The sequence below is a fragment of the Pseudarthrobacter raffinosi genome (assembly GCF_023913735.1).
Taxonomy (GTDB): domain Bacteria; phylum Actinomycetota; class Actinomycetes; order Actinomycetales; family Micrococcaceae; genus Arthrobacter; species Arthrobacter raffinosi.
Genome location: NZ_JAMXBH010000009.1, coordinates 144,848 through 165,375, shown reverse-complemented (window position 1 = coordinate 165,375; position 20,528 = coordinate 144,848). Strand labels below are relative to the sequence as shown.

17 protein-coding genes and 1 pseudogene are annotated in these 20,528 nt (G+C 64.6%); 4 read left to right on the top strand and 14 right to left on the bottom strand.

Annotation, left to right across the window (positions count from 1 at the left end):
- Positions 1–38: 38 nt before the first annotated feature.
- A pseudogene (locus tag NG698_RS22095) lies at positions 39–497 on the top strand (type IV toxin-antitoxin system AbiEi family antitoxin); the annotation flags it as partial.
- Between the two features lie 108 nt (positions 498–605).
- Here the strand turns inward: NG698_RS22095 and NG698_RS10355 are convergent.
- The 9 genes from NG698_RS10355 to pdxT form a co-directional block, all read right to left on the bottom strand.
- Positions 606–2,999 (bottom strand): RelA/SpoT family protein, encoded by a 2,394-nt coding sequence (locus NG698_RS10355; RefSeq protein WP_305884330.1) that lies wholly within the window; start codon positions 2,997–2,999, stop codon positions 606–608.
- A gap of 137 nt (positions 3,000–3,136) precedes the next feature.
- Positions 3,137–4,159, bottom strand: coding sequence for a protein translocase subunit SecF (gene secF, locus NG698_RS10350; RefSeq protein WP_252599455.1), 1,023 nt, complete (start codon positions 4,157–4,159; stop codon positions 3,137–3,139).
- Positions 4,159–5,916: a protein translocase subunit SecD gene (gene secD, locus NG698_RS10345; protein ID WP_058932341.1), complete on the bottom strand. Its 1,758-nt coding sequence runs from the start codon at positions 5,914–5,916 to the stop codon at positions 4,159–4,161. Before secD ends, secF begins: the two co-directional genes overlap by 1 nt.
- Positions 5,917–6,027: 111 nt before the next feature.
- Complete coding sequence (gene yajC / locus NG698_RS10340; protein WP_252599457.1) at positions 6,028–6,414, bottom strand: preprotein translocase subunit YajC; 387 nt, start codon at positions 6,412–6,414, stop codon at positions 6,028–6,030.
- A gap of 182 nt (positions 6,415–6,596) precedes the next feature.
- Positions 6,597–7,685, bottom strand: a complete 1,089-nt coding sequence (gene ruvB / locus NG698_RS10335; RefSeq protein WP_252599458.1) for a Holliday junction branch migration DNA helicase RuvB — start codon at positions 7,683–7,685, stop codon at positions 6,597–6,599.
- On the bottom strand, positions 7,678–8,322 hold the full coding sequence (ruvA, locus tag NG698_RS10330) for a Holliday junction branch migration protein RuvA (protein ID WP_252609591.1): 645 nt from the start codon (positions 8,320–8,322) through the stop codon (positions 7,678–7,680). Before ruvA ends, ruvB begins: the two co-directional genes overlap by 8 nt.
- 90 nt (positions 8,323–8,412) lie before the next feature.
- Positions 8,413–8,991: a crossover junction endodeoxyribonuclease RuvC gene (gene ruvC / locus NG698_RS10325; protein WP_252599459.1), complete on the bottom strand. Its 579-nt coding sequence runs from the start codon at positions 8,989–8,991 to the stop codon at positions 8,413–8,415.
- A 35-nt stretch (positions 8,992–9,026) separates the two neighbouring features.
- Positions 9,027–9,782 (bottom strand): YebC/PmpR family DNA-binding transcriptional regulator, encoded by a 756-nt coding sequence (locus NG698_RS10320; protein ID WP_058932337.1) that lies wholly within the window; start codon positions 9,780–9,782, stop codon positions 9,027–9,029.
- Between the two features lie 3 nt (positions 9,783–9,785).
- On the bottom strand, positions 9,786–10,496 hold the full coding sequence (gene pdxT, locus NG698_RS10315; RefSeq protein WP_252609590.1) for a pyridoxal 5'-phosphate synthase glutaminase subunit PdxT: 711 nt from the start codon (positions 10,494–10,496) through the stop codon (positions 9,786–9,788).
- 90 nt (positions 10,497–10,586) lie between these two features.
- Between pdxT and NG698_RS10310 the strand changes: the two genes are divergently transcribed.
- Together NG698_RS10310 and NG698_RS10305 are read left to right on the top strand one after the other, a co-directional pair.
- On the top strand, positions 10,587–11,879 hold the full coding sequence (locus NG698_RS10310) for a Mur ligase family protein (RefSeq protein WP_252609589.1): 1,293 nt from the start codon (positions 10,587–10,589) through the stop codon (positions 11,877–11,879).
- Positions 11,876–12,643 carry a type 1 glutamine amidotransferase gene (locus NG698_RS10305; RefSeq protein ID WP_252609588.1) on the top strand — a complete coding sequence of 256 codons (768 nt, stop codon included), beginning with the start codon at positions 11,876–11,878 and terminating at the stop codon, positions 12,641–12,643. Before NG698_RS10310 ends, NG698_RS10305 begins: the two co-directional genes overlap by 4 nt.
- Before the next feature lie 36 nt (positions 12,644–12,679).
- Here the strand turns inward: NG698_RS10305 and NG698_RS10300 are convergent, their stop codons facing one another.
- Entirely contained in the window at positions 12,680–13,951 is a 1,272-nt protein-coding gene (locus NG698_RS10300) for a CapA family protein (RefSeq protein ID WP_252609587.1), read from the bottom strand.
- Between the two features lie 84 nt (positions 13,952–14,035).
- Here NG698_RS10300 and NG698_RS10295 point away from each other — a divergent pair, with 84 nt between their 5' ends.
- Complete coding sequence (locus tag NG698_RS10295) at positions 14,036–16,048, top strand: M3 family metallopeptidase (RefSeq protein ID WP_252609586.1); 2,013 nt, start codon at positions 14,036–14,038, stop codon at positions 16,046–16,048.
- A gap of 152 nt (positions 16,049–16,200) precedes the next feature.
- Here the strand turns inward: NG698_RS10295 and pdxS are convergent, their stop codons facing one another.
- The 4 genes from pdxS to thrS form a co-directional block, all read right to left on the bottom strand.
- Positions 16,201–17,127: a pyridoxal 5'-phosphate synthase lyase subunit PdxS gene (gene pdxS / locus NG698_RS10290; protein WP_308216167.1), complete on the bottom strand. Its 927-nt coding sequence runs from the start codon at positions 17,125–17,127 to the stop codon at positions 16,201–16,203.
- A 141-nt stretch (positions 17,128–17,268) separates the two neighbouring features.
- On the bottom strand, positions 17,269–17,892 hold the full coding sequence (gene pgsA, locus NG698_RS10285; RefSeq protein ID WP_058932331.1) for a phosphatidylinositol phosphate synthase: 624 nt from the start codon (positions 17,890–17,892) through the stop codon (positions 17,269–17,271).
- Positions 17,882–18,469, bottom strand: a complete 588-nt coding sequence (locus NG698_RS10280; protein WP_252599464.1) for an HIT family protein — start codon at positions 18,467–18,469, stop codon at positions 17,882–17,884. Before NG698_RS10280 ends, pgsA begins: the two co-directional genes overlap by 11 nt.
- Positions 18,470–18,489: 20 nt before the next feature.
- A complete protein-coding gene (gene thrS / locus NG698_RS10275) occupies positions 18,490–20,499 on the bottom strand; it encodes a threonine--tRNA ligase (protein WP_252599465.1) in 2,010 nt (669 codons plus the stop codon).
- Positions 20,500–20,528: the final 29 nt, after the last annotated feature.

Here is a 20,528-nt window from a genome sequence, read left to right as displayed (position 1 = left end):
CCTGTGCGCATTAAGGGAAGACGCGGCAGGATGGAGGGATGGCCACCTCCCCACCACCCCAATACCCGGACCTGTATTCGCCCGGCAAGCCTTTCGCGTGGCCCGAACTCCAGTCGCTGGCAGCGGACGGTGTCCTGGCGCAGTTCCACCAGCACGGCTTCACGTTGCCGGATGCTCCCGCGTCACCCCAGGTGCGGGCCAGAACGGTGGCCAACGCGGTTCCGGCGGCCGTCAGGCAGCGCGTGGTGGCCGGGCGGATGACGGCGGCCTGGATCTACGGCTGTGCGGCTGAACCGGACCGGCTGGCCTTGCTTGTGGATGCGAAGCGGCGGATTTCGAGCCTCCGCAACACAAGGGGCTGCACGCTCCATGAAGTCCGGCTTGGTCCGTTCGACGTTGTCAGCATGGGCGGGCTGATGGTGTCGAGTCCACTCCGCACCGCCGTCGACATCGCCCTGCATGTCGACGCCCACCGGGCCTTGCCAGCACTGGCGGGGTTGCTGGCCCGTCCGGAGCGGGACGTGCGGCTGCGCCTGCTGATTCTGGCCATTGAGGCCAGCCCGCGGGTCCCCCACAAACGGGCCGCACTGGAAAAGCTGGCCTTGCTAGCTCCGGCGCTTGTTACCGGTGGTCCGGTAGACGTCGAACACGCCGTCGATGCGCCGCACGGCACTGAGAACGTGGCTGAGGTACTTGGGGTCGCCCATCTCGAAGGCGAACCTGGAGATGGCCACCCTGTCGGTGGAGGTGTTCACGCTTGCCGCCAGAATGTTGACGTGGTTCTCGGACAGCACACGCGTGACGTCGGAGAGCAGGGACTTCCGGTCCAGCGCCTCAACCTGGATCTCCACCAGGAAAACACTTGACTGGGTGGGTGCCCAGTCCACCTCGACAATCCTGTCGGGCTGGTCCCGGAGATCCGAAATGTTGGTGCAGTCCGTGCGGTGCACCGAAACACCGGAGCCGCGGGTGACAAAGCCGAGAATCGGGTCCGGCGGAACGGGCGTGCAACAGCGCGCGAGCTTCACCCAGACATCGCCAACGCCGCGCACCACCACGCCGGAATCGGAGAACTTGGTTTTGGCCACCTGCGTGGGGATGCTGACTTCAGTGATGTCGTCGTCAGTGCTCTCGTTGCCGCCCAGGCTTTGAACGAGTTTCTCCATGACCGACTGCGCTGACGTATGACCGTCGCCCACGCCGGCGTAGAGGCCCGAGATGTCAAGGTACTTGAACTCTGCGGCTACCGCCGCGAGGGCCTCGTGCGTCATCAGGCGCTGCAGGGGCAGGTTTTGCTTGCGCATGGCGCGGGTCAGCAGTTCCTTGCCGCGGTCGATTGCTTCTTCGCGCCGTTCCTTGCTGAACCACTGACGGATCTTGTTCCGGGCGCGGGCACTCTTGACGAAGTGTTGCCAGTCCTGGCTGGGCCCGGCACCTTCGGCCTTGGAGGTAAAGATCTCAACCCAGTCACCGTGGTTTAGCTCGCTGTTCAAGGGCACAAGCTTGCCGTTGACCCGTGCGCCGATGGTGCGGTGTCCCACTTCGGTGTGGACGGCGTAGGCAAAATCCACCGGAGTCGATCCGGCGGGCAGTGCCATGACCTCACCCTTGGGGGTAAAGACAAAGACTTCGCGGGCATTGATCTCAAACCGCAGCGAGTCCAGGAACTCCCCGGGATCGGACGTTTCCTGCTGCCAGTCCACCAGGGACCTCAGCCAGCCCATGTCACCGTCGCGGGGGCTGCCCGGCCCGACAGCCGTACGGCTGGGCTGATCCTTGTACTTCCAGTGGGCGGCCACACCGTACTCAGCACGGCGGTGCATTTCGTGGGTCCTGATCTGGATCTCCACGGGCTTGCCGCCGGGTCCGATCACCGTGGTGTGCAGCGACTGGTACATATTGAACTTGGGCATGGCGATGTAGTCTTTGAACCGCCCCGGCAGCGGGTTCCAGCGCGAATGCATAGTGCCCAGGGCGGCGTAACAGTCCCGGACCGAATCGACGAGTACACGGACGCCCATGAGGTCGTTGATGTCGTCGAAATCCTTGTCCCGGACGACCATCTTCTGGTAGATCGAGTAATAGTGCTTCGGCCTGCCGGTGATGGTGGCCTTGATCCGGGCAGTACGGAGATCCTCAGTGATCTGGTCCCGGATGACGCCGAGGCTTTTCTCCCGTTCCGGGGTGCGGTCGCCCACCATCCGGACGATTTCCTCATAGACCTTTGGATAGAGGGCCGCGAAGGACAGGTCCTCCAACTCCCATTTGATGGTGTTCATGCCCAGCCGGTGGGCCAGGGGCGCGAATATTTCCAGGGTTTCGCGGGCTTTTCGTGCCGATGACTCCGCGGAGACAAACCGCCAGGTCCTGGCGTTGTGGAGCCTGTCCGCGAGCTTGATCATCAGGACCCGGATGTCCTTGGCCATGGCCACAACCATCTTGCGGACGGTCTCGGACTGCGCGGCTTCACCAAAGCTGACTTTGTCCAGCTTGGTGACGCCGTCCACCAGCATGGCAACCTCGGGACCGAAGTCCCTTTTGAGGTCCGCCAGTGTGTAAGGGGTGTCCTCGACCGTGTCGTGCAGCAGTGCCGCGGCGAGTGTGGTTCCGCTGAGGCCCAGCTCAGCGAGGATGGTGGCTACGGCCACGGGGTGGGTGATGTAGGGATCACCGCTCTTGCGCTTCTGCCCACGGTGGCTCTGCTCAGCCACCTCGAAGGCGCGCTGGATGAGATCAAAATCTTCTTTTGGGTTGTTCGCACGGACGGTACGCAGCAGCGGCTCAAGAATGGGCGAATAGGTTGCCGTGCCGCGGCCGGTCAGCCGGGCCAGACGGGAGCGGGTACGTTCGCGGCGTCCGGGAAATGTAGGGCGGGCGCCCGATTTGTCCACGGGAACAACTGGCGCCGGGCGTGCGGAAGCGGTCAGTCCGGTCTGAACTCCGTGTCCCGGACTGTTATCCCCGCCTGCCGCTGGCACCGACGCCGAACGTTCTTCCAATGAAGCACCCCTCACGACTGTTTAATTACCCCAGTCTATTCCCCCGCCAGTTCACTTATGTAACCGGCGCCTGAATGCGAAACGGACCGGGCGACGTCGGTATTCCGACGCCGCCCGGCCCGCTTTGATGCAAAAGGTCAGGCCTCTGCGGGCTCAGCCGATTCTTCGGTCCGGGCGTTGTTGGCGGACCTGCGGTGTTCGACGCGTTTCGCCTGCTTCACCAGGTCAGGTTCGTTCTGGCGCAGCCAGGCATACATCGGGGCAGCGATGAATATCGTGGCCGCCGTACCGATCAGAATTCCGACGAACAGTGCCAGCGACAGGTCGCGCAGCGTGCCGGCCCCCAGCAGGCCGGCCCCGATGAACAGGATGGCACCGACCGGGAGAATGGCCACCATCATGGTGTTGATGGAACGCACCAGGGTCTGGTTGACGGCGAGGTTGACTTCCTCACCGAAAGTACGGCGCGTGGACGCATCGAGATCCGCGGTGTTCTCACGAATCTTGTCGAAGACCACCACCGTGTCATAGAGGGAGTAGCTGAGCACCGTCAGGAACCCAATGATGGCTGAGGGCGTCACCTCGAAGTCACTGAGGGCATACACGCCGGCGGTGATCATCATCGTCACCAGCATTCCAGCCATTGCAGACAGTGACATCTTCCAGGTCCGGAAGTACAGCGCCATCAGCACCGCGGCCAGGGCCACGAAGACGATCAGGCCAATCAGGGCCTGCTTGGTGACATCCGCACCCCAGGTGGGTCCGATAAAGGTTGATGTCACCTCGTTGTTAGTGACGCCGTAGGCCGAGGTGAGGCCTTCCTTGATCCGGAGAGTCTCGTCATCCGTGAGCTTGTCCGTCTGGATCCGCATGGTGGTACCGGCGACATTGGCGACACGCGGAACGCTGCCGGCCACAACGTCTTCGACAACTTTTTCACCAAGGGCCGAGTCGGTGCTTTGCACGTTGGAGACGGTGAACTCCGAACCGCCGCGGAATTCGATGCCAAGGTTGAAGCCACCCTTGGCAACCGGAATGAGGATGGACAGCGCCACCGCCACCGCCGCGATGATGAACCACAGTTTCTTGGCACCGACGAAGTTGTAGGAGCGCTTCCCGGTGTAGAGCTCGTTGCCGAAATTGGCGAAGCTGCTGGACATTACTTGTTCTCCTTGGCTGCGCTCTTGGAGGAGCCGGTGAGCTGCTCCTGCTTTTCCGCGAGGCGGCGTTCTGCGATGGTCATGCGTCGTTCAGCCTCGGCCGCCGCGCCGGTGTTCTTGGCGCGGACCACGGACGGCTTGGCCTCCGGCGTGCGCAGGCGCCCGGCGCCGCGGTAGAGCGGCACAACACCCAGCCGCTTGGGATCCAGGCCGGAGAGCCGGTGGCCCTCCCCGAAGAACTTGGTGCGCGCCAGGAGCTGCAGCGTCGGGTGCGTGAACATAAAGACCACGATGAGGTCGGCAATGGCCGTCAGACCCAGCGTGAAAGCGAACCCGCGGACGTTGCCGACGGCCACAAAGTAAAGCACCAGCGCGGCCAGCAGGTTCACGGCCTTGGAGGCCAGGACAGTGCGCTTGGCCCGCTTCCAGCCGTTCTCCACCGCGGAGACCAATCCACGGCCTTCGCGGAGTTCATCGCGGATGCGTTCAAAGTAGACGATGAACGAGTCAGCGGTCTGGCCGATGGCGACGATGAGGCCAGCCACGCCGGCCAGGGAAAGCCGGTAGTTTTCGGTCCAGCCCAGGAGGGCGATGGCCAGATAGGTCAGGGCGCCGGCCACCACCAGCGATGCAATGGTCACCAGGCCCAAGGCCCGGTACTGGAAGAGTGAGTAGACCACCACCAGGAGCAAACCGATGATGCCTGCAAGGAGGCCCATACGGAGCTGTTCGCCACCCAAGGTGGCGGAGATCTGCTGGTCGCTCTGGATCTCGAAGCTGATGGGCAGTGCACCAAAGCGAAGCTGGTCGGAAAGGACCTTGGCGGTCTGTTCGGTGAATCCGCCGGTGATCTGCGGACGTCCGTCGGTGATGACGGCCAAGGAGCGCGGCGCGGAAATGACCTGGTCGTCGAGAACGATGGCGAACTGAGCCTTGGGGTCGTTGCCGGTTTCGCCGCCGGCTGCCACATAGAACTGGTTCAGGCGTTCGGTGACCGACTTGAACTTGGCGGTGCCTTCGTCGTCGAACTGGATGTTGACGGCCCAGTCGTTGGTCACAGCGCCCTGCGCACCCTGCTGCAGCTGGAAGGAGGACGTGACAATGTTGCCGCCCTTGACCTCCACTGGACCCAGGATGTACTTGATGGCCGGCGTGGTCTCTGTTGCCGGTTCGCAGGTAACCAGGGGTTTAGTGGGATCGGAGGCTTCCGGGCTCTCCGGCGCAGGATTGTTGCAGTCCATGGTTTCGAACTGCCGGTAGATGTCCGCGGTGATCCAGTTGATATCGCTGCCGTTGGCGGGCTCCGCCGTGGGCTTCGGAAGCTGGTCTTCGGGGGTGAGGGATTCCGTTGGGACGGGCGCGCCGTCGCCGTTCAGCAATACGGGACGGAAGTTCATGTCCGCGGAGGCCTGGATCAGGTCGCGGGTTTCCTTCGTGGGTGTACCCGGAAGGCTGACCACTACGTTGCGGCCTGACTGCGTGCTGATTTCCGCTTCGGCAACACCTGAACCATCCACACGTTGGCGGATGATGGCCACGGCCTGGTTGAGCTGCTCTTCATTGATGTCCGAACCGCCCTCAACCTTGGGCGCCAGGATCATCTGGGTGCCACCCTCGAGGTCCAGTGCCAGTTTGGGTGCCCAGCTTGCCTGTCCGGCAAGGGTGCCGCCGGCCAGGACGGCGGTCAGCACGGCGAGGACTACGCCGAGCCACACCAGTACCCTCAGGCCTGAGTTGTTAGGGCCAGTTCGTGCCATTGTGAATCTTTCTCTTATTTACGGAGGAACCACCGGCGGGAGCTATCAGTCCCACCGGCGGTTGTCCCCAGCCGTAGAGGTGTTGTAACGCGGGCTGCCGTGCGGCGAGGACTAGCTGTCCTTCTTGCCCTCGTCGTTGTGTCGCTTCAGGGTCTCGTCCGGGGTTTCGGCGGATGCCGTCGGGGTGCCCGCTTCTTCAGTGGTCAGGGCTGAGGCGTCATCCGGGACGACCGGAGTCTCGGCTTCGACAGGCTCCACGATCTTGGTCACTGACTGGCGGTGGACGGTGGCCAGGTTCCCGGGCGAGAGTTCCAGGACAACCTTGTTCTCGGCGTCGTCCATGGAGACAATCCGGCCGAAGAGTCCGAAGCTTGTCATGACCTCAACACCGGGCTCGAACTGGGACTGCAGCGTTGCCTGCTGCTCCTTGGTCTTCTTGTTGCGGCGGAACATCATGAAGATAAAGATTCCGAGCATTGCGAACAAGACGATGTTCATTGGATCCACAGGGAAGATTCCGTTCTGTACTGGCGTATCGGGTGTTTGGCAGCGTCCGCGTCGTTCCCCATTGCAGAGAATCCTGCCTGGCAGGCAGCGGCTCCTCGGAGCCGTCGCGGGAACACAGACCCGAACGTGCCGGGAGTCATACCAGTCTAAAGGGAAAAGCTGGGAGGACAGTGCTATTGGCCGTTCGGTGCCCATTCGGCCGCGGACTCGGCGCTTTCCGGGTCCGGTTCGAACAGATCAAGCGGTTCCTGCCCGAAAACTCCTGCCGGTACGGCGAAACCCAAGTGGGTCCAGGCCGGAGCCATGGCGATGCGTCCCCTGGGCGTCCGGCCCAGCAGGCCTTCGCGCACCAGGAACGGTTCCGCCACCGTTTCCACGGTCTCGGTCTCCTCCCCCACCGCAATGGCCAGGGTGGAAAGTCCCACGGGTCCCCCGCCGAACTTCGTAATGAGTGCCTCCAGGACTGCCCGGTCCAGCCGGTCCAGGCCTCGCTTATCCACTTCATACATGTCCAGGGCAGCGGAAGCGGCGCGGGCATCAATCTGCTCAATCCCATGCACGAGTGCCCAGTCCCGGACCCGGCGGAGCAGGCGGTTGGCGATACGTGGCGTACCGCGGGACCGGCCGGCAATTTCGCTGAAGCCCGCAGAGTTGACCTTGAGGTCCAGCAGGCCGGCGGAGCGCCTGAGCACCAGTTCGAGCTCGGCAACGCTGTAGAACTCCAAATGCCCGGTGAACCCGAACCTGTCCCGAAGCGGGCCGGGCAGCAGACCGGCGCGCGTGGTGGCACCCACCAGGGTGAAGGGCGGCAGTTCCAACGGAATGGCGGTGGCCCCGGCGCCCTTGCCCACCACAATGTCCACACGGAAATCTTCCATGGCCATGTAGAGCATTTCCTCTGCCGGCCTGGACATCCGGTGGATCTCGTCCAGGAAGAGGACCTCCCCTTCGGAAAGGGAGGAAAGGATGGCGGCGAGGTCGCCGGCGTGCTGGATGGCCGGACCGCTGCTGATCCGCAGTGGCGCGTTCATTTCAGCGGCCACGATCATGGCCAGGGTTGTTTTGCCGAGGCCCGGAGGGCCGGAAAACAGCACGTGGTCCGCGCTGCGCCCCCGCATCCGGGAGGCCTGCAGGACCAGCGAGAGTTGCCTGCGGACCCGGTGCTGGCCGACGAAGTCATCGAGGTTCTTCGGCCGGAGGGCGGCTTCAATCGCCCGTTCCTCGGGTTCCTCCCCAGCCGCCACCACAGAAGGCTCAGCCACGGCTGCCTACGCGGTTACCGGCCCGCGCGCCGTCCTGGCCCAGCCAGCGCAGCGTGGTCCGCAGGATCTCGGCCACATTGCCACGGAATTCCACCTCGGGATCGTCTGCAAGGGCCTTCTCGATGCTGGCACCGGCATCCTTTTCCGACCACCCGAGGCTGGTCATGGCCGCCACCACCTGGGGCTTCCAGGCCGCTTCGGCCGGAGTGGACACGCCGGCGGCACCTGCCGTTCCGTGGGGCACCAGCTTGCCGGCCAGTTCCAGCACAATCCGGCCGGCCACTTTGGGGCCGATGCCGGGCACCGTGGTGAACGTCTTGCTGTCACTCGTGTGCGCGGCAACCCTGATCTCTTCAGGCTCGTGCACGGCGAGCACCGCCAGCGCGAGCCGCGGACCTACGCCGCTGACGCTGAGCAGGACATCGAAGACCTCGCGTTCGTCGTCGGTGGCAAAACCGAACAGGGTGAGGGAATCCTCGCGCACGATCAGCGACGTGAAGAGCTTGCCTTCCTCGCCGGTGCGGAGGCGGCTGAGGGTCTGCGGTGTAGCGTTGACGCTCATGCCCGCCCCGTTGAGGTCGATCACGGCAGCGGAAAGGCCAACGTGCGCTACGGTTCCGCGAAGGAAACTGATCAAAGCCGGGCTCCTGGTGTACTGCCGGGCTCTTGGGGGTAGGACCGGCTATCCGAACATATCTACGAATACCCTAGCAAGCGCCCCGGACATTCAGCGTGCGCGGCGCGCTTTCACCTCGGCATCGGCCCACGCGCGCTGGGCAGGCGTCAGCGACAGGCTGCCGGGGCCGGTGGTGGCCACCGCGGCTCCGCTGCCCGCGCGCCAGGCGTGGGTGATGGCAAGGGCCAGGGCATCTGCAGCGTCCGCCGGCCGCGGCGGCGCGTCCAGCCTGAGGATTTTTGTGACGAGTTTGGTCACGGCTTCCTTGTTGGAGGTACCGCTGCCGGTCACCGCTGCTTTCACTTCCGACGGCGTATGCAGAGCCACCGGGATGCCGCGCCGGGCCGCGGCGGCAATCACCACACCGGAGGCCTGTGCCACGCCCATTACCGTGCTGACGTTGAGCTGGGAAAAAACGCGTTCGACGGCGAGCACCTGGGGTTCGTAGCGGTCCAGCCACTCGTCGATGGCCAAGGCAATAACCAGCAGGCGCTGGTCCAGGGTCTCCTCGGGAGAGGTACCCACCACTCCGACTGCCACCATTGTGGCGCGCCTGTTCCGCTCGACGTCCACCACGCCGATGCCGCACCGGGTGAGGCCCGGGTCAACGCCTAATACGCGCAGGGTCACCCTGGGACATCCGCCTTAGGCCACAAAGCCGAAGGTCACTCGGCTTCCAGGGCGGCCTGGACTTCGTCGCTGAGGTCGGCGTTGCTGTACACGTTCTGGACGTCGTCGAGCTCTTCCAGGGCGTCCACGAGCTTCATGAACTTCTTGGCGGCATCGAGGTCCAGCGGCACCTGCATGGACGGCACAAACTCGGCCTCGTCGGTCTCGTATTCGATTCCGGCTTCCTTGAGGGCATCGCGGATGGCCTGGAGGTCGGTCGGCTCGGAGTGGATCTCGAAGCTTTCCCCGTTGTCCTTGACTTCCTCGGCTCCGGCGTCGAGGACGGCCATCAGGACGTCGTCCTCGCTCAGGCCGTTCTTCGGCAGCGAGACAACGCCCTTGCGGCTGAACAGGTAGCTCACCGAACCGGGATCGGCGATGGTGCCGCCGTTGCGGGAGATGGCCAGGCGGACCTCGGAGGCGGCTCGGTTCTTGTTGTCCGTGAGGCACTCGATCAGCAGCGCCGAACCCTGCGGGCCGCGGCATTCGTACATGATCTCGGTGTAGTCAACCACTTCGCCGGTGAGGCCGGCGCCACGCTTGATGGCACGGTCGATATTGTCGGCCGGAACGGAGGTCTTCTTGGCCTTGGTGACGGCGAGTTCCAGGCCCGGGTTGCCGGCGAGGTCCGGTCCGCCCATACGCGCGGCGACTTCGATGTTCTTGATCAGTTTGGCGAACGATTTTGCACGGCGGCTATCGAGGATGGCCTTCTTGTGCTTGGTAGTCGCCCATTTGGAGTGTCCTGACATGCTTTACGCGTCTCCTCTGATCATGCGGATAAAAAGTTCATGTACGCGTTTCTCCCCAGTCACTTCCGGGTGGAAGGAGGTGGCCAGCAGGTGGCCGGAACGCACTGCAACAATTCTAGCTGTCCCCGGCAGAGTCGCCGCGTGGGACGCGAGCTCAGGGTCTGCGGGCTCCACCTGTGCCAGTATCTCCACGCCGTCGCCGACGCGTTCCACCCAGGGTCCGCGGATGAACACCGCGTGCACCGGAGCGACACCGGATTCCGTGGCGCTGAAGTCCAGGCCCTTGAAATCCAGGTCCGTTTCGAATGACTCGCGCTGGCGGCCGAAGGCGTTGCGCCGCACTGTGATGTCCAGGCCGCCGAAGGTCTGCTGCGGGTTGCCGGCCAGGTCTGTGGCCGGATCGGCGATCTCGTCGGCGAGGAGGATCATGCCGGCGCAGGAACCGTAGACCGGCAGTCCGTCGCGGATCCGGTCCTTCAACGGTCCGGCCAGCTCAAAGGCGCGGGCCAGCTTGTCGATGGCCGTGGATTCTCCGCCGGGAATGATGAGGCCGTCCAGGCCGTCCAGTTCGGAGGGGCGGCGGATTCCGACGCCGGCGGCACCCGCAGCTTCCACGGCCCGGAGGTGTTCGCGGAAGTCGCCCTGAAGTGCCAGGACGCCGATCCGGAGGCCCGAGCCCACGCGTGCAGAAGCAGCCGAAAGGGGGTTTGTCATCCAATCAGCATAATGTGCGCTGGTCCCGGGGCGGCGCCGGAAGCGCTTCCGGGAAGGGTTCTATGCCGTTGCTGGGATATATTACAGAGCATGCTTTACATCAGTGTTCCGCTCGGCAAGCTGGTCCGCCGGGTGTCCCGGCTCAGGGGCGGAGGGTCCGCGCTGCCCGGGCTGGTGGTCGAAAAAATCGATCCCGGCTTTATGCAGCGGACACTCTCCACGATCCCCCACGGCGTCGCCGTGGTGAGCGGAACCAACGGCAAAACCACTACCACCAAGATGGTGGTGGAACTCCTGGAAAGCCAGGGCCTGAAGGTCTTCACCAACCGCACCGGCAGCAATTTCACCCGCGGCGTGGCGGCGGCCCTGCTGGGCGAAGTGGACTGGCGCGGCAGGCTCCGGGCCGACGTCGCCGTGCTGGAGCTCGACGAAGCCCACGCCACGCATTTTGTGAACCGTGTTCCGCCGCGGTACAGCCTGCTGCTCAACGTCCTGCGTGACCAATTGGACCGGTTCGGCGAGATCGACAAAACGGCCCAGCTGCTGCAGCACATCGCCGACAAAACCACCGGAACCGTGGTCCTCAACCGGGAGGATCCGCGGGTGGCCCGCATCGCGGAAACCCTCACCGGCCAGGACGTCCAGTACTTCGGCCTGGACGATTCGCTCCTTAGCACGTTCCCCAACGACGACGACATGCGGGCAGCGCCCGGCAGCCCCGCCCCCGCAGCGCTCCCCCACAAGCCAGCCGCCGACGTCGTACTCCGCAAAGTGGGGCCGGACACCGCCGATTTTGAGTACGACGGCGCCACGGTCACCACCGCGATGAAGCTCCGCGGCGTCTACAACATCTTTAACGCGGCTGCGGCGCTGACCCTGGCCCGCAGCATCTGTGGCGGCGGTGCCGCCACAGCCGACCACGCCACCCTGCTCACCGCGCTGTCCCAGGTGGAGCCGGCGTTCGGCCGCGGCGAAAGCCTCACGGTGGACGGCCAGCCCCTGGACCTCGTCCTGGTGAAGAACCCCAGCGGTTTCCGGCTGGGACTGAAGTCCTTCCCCGCGGGCGGTTACGCCACCATGATCGCCATCAACGACAACTACGCCGACGGCCGGGACATGTCCTGGCTCTGGGACGTGGAATTCGATTCGCTCCGCGACGGCGGCGTGGACCAGCTGACAGGTTCCCGCGCCTACGACATGGCGCTGCGGCTGCAGTATGACGACGTCCGGATTTGCGGGGTCCAGCCGGAGATCGCGCCCGCACTCGCCGCGTTCATCCGGGACGCCAAGGGCAAACCGAAGCGGATCTTCTGCACCTACACAGCCATGCTGGCCATCCGCCGCGAGCTGTCCAAAATCACCACAGTGGAGGTGGTCTCATGACCGCTGAATCAACCGGCATCGGGCCGGACGGCGTCGAACAGAATTCCAAGGGGACCATCCGGGTCCTGCAGCTCTACCCGCGGGACATGAACATCTACGGCGACTGGGGCAACGCCCTGGTGCTCAAGCAGCGGATCAGCTGGCACGGCTTCACCCCGGATCTGTTGGAGTACAACGTCGGCGACGAGTTTCCGGCCGACGTTGACCTGATTGTCGGGGGCGGCGGCCAGGACAGCGGACAGCTGGTCATCAAGGACGACCTGCAGTCGCAGGCCGGCGTCCTCACGAAGCTGGCCGAGGACGGCGCACCCATGCTGGTGATCTGCGGGCTGTACCAGCTGTTCGGGCGCTTCTTCAAGACCCGCTTAGGCTCGGTCATACCGGGCATCGGTGTCCTGGACGTGGAGACACACGGCACGGACGAGCGCCTGATCGGCAACGTCCGGGTGGCCACCGAAGAGTTCGGCGAGGTGCTGGGATACGAGAACCACAGCGGGCAGACCACGCTGGGTGCGGGCGTCCGGCCGTTGGGGACCACCGCGAAAGGTACCGGCAACAACAGCAGCGACGGCCACGAGGGCGCGCGCTACAAGAATGTGGTGGCCAGCTACCTGCACGGTTCGCTGCTGCCCAAGAACCCTGCCATCGCCGACTTCCTCATAAGGACCGCCGCCGAGCGTAAATACGGCACCTTCACGGCCGGCGCCCCGGACGACCGCTACGCGGTGCTGGCCCGGGAGCACGCAACGCGCCGTCCGCGCTGAGTAGCGCTGCGCGGACGATTTCCCCGTCGAACCGTCTCAGGGATCCTTGGTGATCAGCAGTTCGTGCGCGCCGGCAGCAGCCGCGCCCATCGAGTCCACCACCGTGGCGGTCCTCACCCTGGTGGCGGCGTCGGCCTCGGGAGTTGCACAGACGCCTTGCGGTGCATCGGTTGCCACCGAGCACCAGCGGTACGGGTCGCGGACAATCACCGAGGGGGCCCAGGTCAGGTCCGACGCCGTCCACTTCCCGGCTGCGTCCTGGCTGAACTGTGCCCGCACGAGCAGGCCCTCGTTGTTCACTACGTACCAGGGCGACAGTTCGGCGACTCCGTTGCCCAGGCCGTAGACGATCCAGGTTCCCTTGTAGTTTTCGATGGGCAGCACCGAGTGGGTGTGGTGGCCGTAGATCATGGTGAACTGGCCGCTGTCCACCAGGGCGTGGGCCACCTCCTGCTGCTGAGCGTTGGCTTCACTGGCATACTCGTCGCCGGCGTGCATGGCACCGAGCACGATGTCCGCGCCGAGAGCCCGCGCCTTCACGGCCTTGGCGATCATGGTGGGCGCGTCCAGCATGTCCACCTGCCAGTCGTATTCAGGGTATTGGCCGTTGAGCCCGTAGGTTCCCTGGATGATGGCAATCTTGGCGGCGTTGGTCTGCAGGATCAGGATTCCCTGCGACTCGGTCTGGGTGCGGTAGGAACCGGTGTGCTTCAGCCCCTCCGCATCCAGGGCGTCCAGGGTACGCAGTACTCCGTCCGTGCTCCGGTCGATCGTGTGGTTGCTCGCGGTGGTGCAGGCCTGGTACCCCACCGCCTTAACGGCTGTGATGATCTGCGGCGGGACGTTGAATGACGGGTACGCGGAGAACGGGCCATCGGGCCCGGCCACGGGCGTTTCCTGGTGGCAGATAGCGAGGTCGCTGGCGTGGATGTACTTTCGTTGGCCTTCGAGGAGCGGGGTGAAGTCCAGCCCTGGTTTGTCTGCTGCGGCGGCATCGTCGCGGGCCTGTTGCCAGAGTTGGGTGTGGACCAGCATGTCGCCGGTCACGACGACGGACGTGCACCGCAGCGTGGGGCAGGCCGGCCCCGCGCCGGGGGTGGGAGTGGGCGTCGGGGTGGGGGTCGCCGTCGGGCTTGGCTGCCTTGTCCCGGCGCCGGTACTCGCAGCTGCACCGGAGGAAGGAGCGGTCTGTTCGGCGACCAGGCCGCATCCTGCCAGCAGGGCAGCGGCCAGGGCGCCGGCGGACACCGCAGCAGCGGAACGAACAGCAACAGCGCGCACCGAAGCAGCGCCCAACCTTTTCCCCATAAGCGTCATTGTAGGTCTGGCCGCCGCGCAAATTCGGCAAAGCCGCGCGTTGAGAAGCATGCGCCAGTGTGAAAGGTTAGCGTGATGACGAATCCCCTCCTCAGCGCCAGCGCGCTGCCCTATGGGCTGCCGCCTTTTGCCCGGATCAAACCAACCGATTACGCCGAAGCCATCGACGCTGGCCTGACGGAACATCTGGTGGAAATCCTGGCGATCGTGGACAACCCGGCGCCGGCGGACTTCGAGAACACGGCCCTGGCCATGGAGAAGTCCGGCCAACTGCTCCAGCGGGCGGCCGACTCCTTCTTCACCCTTGCCTCAGCCGACGCAACAGACGAAATCCGTGACCTGGAAACCGAACTCTCACCCCGCATTTCGGCGCATCAGGACGAAATCTACCTCAACCGGGCACTGTTCGACAGGTTCGCGGCGATTGACACCTCCGGGCAGGACGGTGAGTCCGTCCGGCTCGTGGAGGAGTACGTGAAGGAATTCCGCCAGTCCGGGATCCAGCTCGAAAAGCCGGACCAGGAACGGCTGAAGGAAATCAACGCGGAGCTGTCCAAACTGGGCACGGAGTTTGGCCAGCGGGTCAAGGAGGCCATGAAATCTTCTGCCTTGCTGCTGGACACGGCAGCCGAACTGGCCGGCTTGCCGGCGGACGATGTCGCCAGCGCTGCTGAGGCGGCCCGCGCCGTTGGCCACGACGGAAAATTCCTGCTGACGCTGATCCAGCCCAGCAACCAGCCTGCCCTGGCTGCCCTCGAAAACCGGGACATCCGCCGTCGGCTGTTTGAAGCTTCCATCGGCCGGGGCAGTGATGGCGGCAGCCTGGACGTCCTGGAACTGGCCAGGTCGACGGCACGCCTGCGCGCTGAAAAGGCAGCCCTTCTGGGTTTCGCCAACTATGCCGAACTCGTGGTGGACCGCCAGACGGCCCGCGACTTTGACGCGGTCCAGTCCATGCTGACCAGGCTGGCCCCGGCGGCTGTGCGCAATGCCGACGCCGAGGCTGCGGCCCTGACCGAGGCGGCAGGGCATCCGCTGGAGGCCTGGGACTGGGCGTTTTACTCAGCCAAGGTGCGGCGGGAAAAATACGCCGTGGACGAGCAGGCACTCCGCCCCTATTTCGAGCTGGAACGCGTGCTCCGGGACGGCGTCTTCTTCGCCGCCACATCCCTCTACGGCATCACGTTCCACGAACGCAAGGACCTCGCAGGCTACCACCCGGATGTCCGCGTCTGGGAAGTCCGGGACCAGGACGGCAGCGGACTGGGATTGTTCCTGGGCGACTACTACACCCGCGAATCCAAGCGGGGCGGCGCCTGGATGAACTCGCTGGTGGACCAGTCGGGCCTGCTGGGCACCCGGCCCGTGGTGATCAACAACCTCAACATCTCCAAGCCGCCGGCAGGCGAGCCCACACTCCTGACGCTGGACGAGCTGCGCACCACTTTCCACGAGTTCGGACACGCACTCCACGGCTTGTTGTCGAACGTGACGTATCCGCGGTTCGCCGGGACTGCTGTCCCCCGTGACTTTGTGGAATACCCGTCGCAGGTCAACGAGATGTGGATCCTGTGGCCGGAGGTGCTTGCCCATTATGCCCGGCACCACGCCACCGGCGAACCGCTTCCGCAGCAGGTGGTGGACAAGCTGAACGACTCACGGCTCTGGGGCGAAGGCTTCGGGACCACGGAATACCTCGGTGCCGCGCTGCTGGACCTGGCCTGGCATGTGCTGGACGAAACCGAAATCCCCGACGACGTCCTGGCGTTTGAGGCGAAGTCCCTCGCGGCCGTGGGCGTGGCTCATGCCCTGATCCCGCCGCGTTATCGCACCGGCTATTTCCAGCACATCTTCGCCGGGGCTGGCTATGCGGCCGGCTATTACTCGTACATCTGGAGTGAGGCGCTGGATGCCGAAACCGTGGACTGGTTCACCGAGAACGGCGGCATAACGCGCACCAACGGTGAACGCTTCCGCCAGGAGCTGCTCTCCCGCGGCAACAGCAGGGACCCGCTGGAATCCTTCCGCGCGCTTCGCGGCCGGGACGCCCGGCTGGAGCCCCTGCTGAAACGCCGCGGCCTCGACTAACCCCCTCATCGGTTGCTCCGTAACAGCCGTTTTGAGGGCCCATAACGGCGGTTACGGAGCAATCGATGGGGTTTCGACAGGCTCAACCACCGACGACGGCGGCGGGCCACCTTCGAAAAGTGACCCGCCGCCGTCGTACTGCTTTGGAGTTGTTACCAGCCGCGCTCGGAGAGGCGGTGCGGCTGCGGGATCTCGTCGACGTTGATGCCCACCATGGCCTCGCCGAGGCCGCGGGAGGCCTTGGCAATGACGTCGGGGTCATCGAAGAACGTGGTGGCCTTGACCACGGCAGCGGCACGCTGGGCCGGGTTGCCGGACTTGAAGATGCCCGAACCGACGAACACGCCGTCAGCGCCGAGCTGCATCATCATCGCAGCGTCGGCTGGGGTGGCGATGCCGCCCGCGGTGAACAGCACCACCGGGAGCTTACCGGCCGCGGCAACTTCCTTGACCAGTTCGTACGGGGCCTGCAGTTCCTTGGCCGCGACGTAGAGCTCGTCCTCGGGCAGAGCGGCAAGCTTGGCGATCTCGGCGCGGATCTGGCGCATGTGCCCGGTGGCGTTGGAGACGTCGCCGGTGCCGGCCTCACCCTTGGAACGGATCATGGCCGCGCCCTCGTTGATGCGGCGCAGCGCCTCACCAAGGTTCGTGGCGCCACAGACGAAGGGAACCTTGAAGTTCCACTTGTCGATGTGGTGGACGTAGTCGGCCGGGGTCAGGACCTCGGACTCGTCAATGTAGTCCACGCCCAACGACTGCAGGACCTGGGCCTCCACGAAGTGGCCGATCCGGGCCTTGGCCATGACCGGGACGGACACGGCTGCGATGATCGCCTCGATCATGTCCGGGTCCGACATCCGGGACACGCCGCCCTGGGCACGGATATCGGCCGGAACGCGTTCGAGCGCCATCACTGCAACGGCACCGGCGTCTTCGGCGATGCGGGCCTGTTCAACGTTGACGACGTCCATGATGACGCCGCCCTTGAGCATCTCGGCCATGCCCCGCTTGACGCGGTTGCTGCCCGTGACGCTGTTCGCGGACGAACCGGCTTCGCTGCTTACATCAGGTGTAGACACAAAAACCCCTATGGGTAGATAGATGATCTTCGCCGGGCGTGAGGGCGGCAAGAAACCGAAAGTACACGCACCGGGTTGCCGGATCCATTGACCGGGCAGTCACAATACTAGTCCCACGGCAGGCGGCGGGCTTAATCAGGCTTAATCCGAAGCTGCGGACTCCGCAAAGGCCTGGCGGTGGACGGTGGCTACGCGCTGGATGATCGTGATGAGGCTGGCCAAGGCCAGGAGTCCAAGCGTCACCAGAAGAACCACCGGGGGCAATCCCAGGCCGGTAAATCCGGTGACCACGAGCACCGAAACCAGTCTCTCGGCGCGCTCGGCGATGCCCACATTCGCCGTGAAGCCAAGGGATTCGGCCTTGGACCGCGCATACGAGACCACCATGCCCAAAACGAGGCACAGCATGGCGGCGACGGCGATGGCGTAATCGTCGCCCCCGGTGAAGAACCAGATGGCCACACCCGCGAACAGCGCGCCGTCGGCGATCCTGTCCAGGGTGGAGTCCAGGAAGTTTCCCCAGCGGCCGCCAGTGTCCCGCAGCCGGGCCATAATGCCGTCAAGCACGTCCGAGAAAATGAACGCGGTAATGAACAGGGTCCCCCACCAGAGCTGGCCGAGGGGGTAGAAGACCAACGCACCCACCACCACGCCGGCGGTTCCGATGACCGTCACAGCATCAGGGGAAACACCGATTTTCAGGAGCCAGCGCGCAAGCGGAGTGAAAAGCGCGGTGAAAAACCCGCGCGCATGCCTATTCAGCATCCGTCTCCCCGGGCCAGGCCTCTGCAACCTGCTGGCGGACTTCATCCAGGGTCTGCGTGATGGCCTTGGTCTGGGCAATGATGGGGAAGAAGTTGCCGTCCCCGCCCCAGCGCGGCACGATGTGCTGGTGCAGGTGCGCGGCGATTCCTGCCCCGCCAACTACGCCTTGGTTCATGCCGAGGTTGAACCCGCCCGGGTTCGCCACCTTGCGCAGGACCCGCATGGCCGTCTGGGTGATCTCCGCAAATTCCGCGGTCTCTTCCACCGTGAGGTCCGTGTAGTCCGGGACATGCCGGTACGGGCAGACCAGGAGGTGCCCCGGATTGTAGGGAAACAGGTTGAGGACCACGTAACTGGTCTTCCCCCGGTAGACGATCAGGGCTTCCTCGTCAGTCCGGCCCGGACCCACGCAGAAGGGACAGTCGAACTCGCCCTTGAACTGGTGCTGGCCGCCCTTGATGTAGGCCATCCGGTGCGGAGTCCACAGGCGCTGGAAAGCATCCGGCACGCCCGCGAGCTCAAAGTCATCTGTCACGCCGGCATCCCCTGGATAGCCTGCGCCTGTGTTCTCCTGCACCGTGTTCTTATCCGTTTCCGCTAGCTGGTCCGGTTACGGACGGCTTCCGTGATCCGCTTGACGGCCTCGGCCACCGGCACGCCGTTGTCCTGGCTCCCGTCACGGAAACGGAAGGACACCGCGCCCGCCTCGGCGTCGTCGCCGCCGGCGATCAGGACAAACGGGATCTTGTCCTTGCTGGCGGTGCGGATCTTCTTGGGGAACCTGTCCGAGGACGTATCCACCTCTGCGCGGATGCCCGCCGCCTTGAGCTGGTCAACGACGTCGAACATGTATTCGTTGAACGTTTCGGCCACCGGGATGCCCACCACCTGCACGGGGGAAAGCCACGCGGGGAACGCGCCGGCGTAGTGCTCGGTGAGGACACCCATGAACCGCTCGATGGAACCGAAGAGCGCACGGTGGATCATCACAGGACGCTGGCGCGTGCCGTCAGCTGCCTGGAATTCCAGCTCGAAGCGTTCCGGGAGGTTGAAGTCCAGCTGGATGGTGGACATCTGCCAGGTTCGCCCGAGTGCATCCTTGGTCTGGACGGAGATCTTCGGGCCGTAGAAGGCCGCGCCGCCCGGATCCGCGACGAGTTCCAGGCCGGATTCCTCGGCCACTTCGGCGAGTGTCCGGGTAGCTTCTTCCCAGGCTGCGTCTTCGCCGACGTACTTCTCCGGGTCCTTGGTGGACAGCTCCAGGTAGAAGTCGTTCAGGCCGTAGTCCTTCAGCAGGTCGAGCACGAACTTCAGGGTCTTGGTGAGTTCGTCCTTCATCTGCTCGCGGGTGCAGTAGATGTGGGCGTCGTCCTGTGTCATGCCACGGACCCGGGTCAGGCCGTGTACCACGCCGGACTTTTCGTACCGGTAGACCGAACCGAACTCGAAGAGACGCAGGGGCAGTTCGCGGTAGGACCGTCCACGCGAGCGGAAGATCAGATTGTGCATGGGGCAGTTCATCGGCTTCAGGTAGTAGTCCTGGCCGGGCTTGCGCACGGTGCCGTCCTCGTTGAGTTCCGCGTCCACATGCATGGCCGGGAACATGCCCTCCTTGTACCAGTCCAGGTGGCCCGAGACTTCGTACAGGTGACCCTTGGTGATGTGGGGCGTGTAGACGAACTCGTAGCCGGCGTCGACGTGGCGCTGGCGGGAGTAGTCCTCCATCTCCTTGCGGATAATGCCGCCCTTGGGGTGGAACACGGGCAGGCCGGAGCCCAGCTCGTCAGGGAAGGAGAACAGGTCAAGTTCGACGCCGAGCTTGCGGTGGTCGCGCCGCTCAGCCTCGGCGATGCGCTCCTGGTAGGCCTTGAGCGCTTCCTTGGTGGGCCAGGCGGTGCCGTAGATGCGCTGCAGCTGCTGGTTCTTCTGGTTGCCCAGCCAGTACGCGGAGGAGGATCGGGTCAGGGCGAAGGCGTTGGAGATGAGCTTGGTGTTGGGCAGGTGCGGGCCGCGGCAGAGGTCGCACCAGACCGTGGTGCCCTCTTTGCGCTCGACATTGTTGTAGATGGTGATGTCGCCGGCGCCGACCTCGACGTTGACGCCCTCGCCGGCTTCGGCGGCGTTGTTCTTCTTCCCCAGGAGTTCGAGCTTGTAGGGCTCGTTCTTCATGGCCTCGCGGGCCTCGTCCTCGCTGACCACGCGGCGGACGAACTTCTGGTTCTGGTTGACGATCTTGAGCATCATCTTCTCGAGGGTCTTGAGGTCCTCGGGGGTGAACGGTTCTGCGACGTCGAAGTCGAAGTAGAAGCCGTCGGTGATGTACGGGCCGATGCCCAGCTTGGCGTCCGGGCGCAGCTGCTGCACGGCCTGGGCCATGACGTGGGCGGTGGAGTGGCGGAGTACGTCCAGTCCGTCCGGGGAATCGATGGTGACGCCCTCGATCTCGGCGCCCTCGGGCAGCTCCTGGTCCAGGTCCTTCAGCTCGCCGTTGACGCGGGCAACAACAACATCGCGGCGCTCAAAGAAGAGTTCCGCACCGGTTGTCCCGGTAGTCACCTTGGTCTCTTCGCCATCGACGATGAGGGTGATCTGCTGGGCATCTGACACGGGTGTCTCCTATTCAAAGTTTTAGGCTT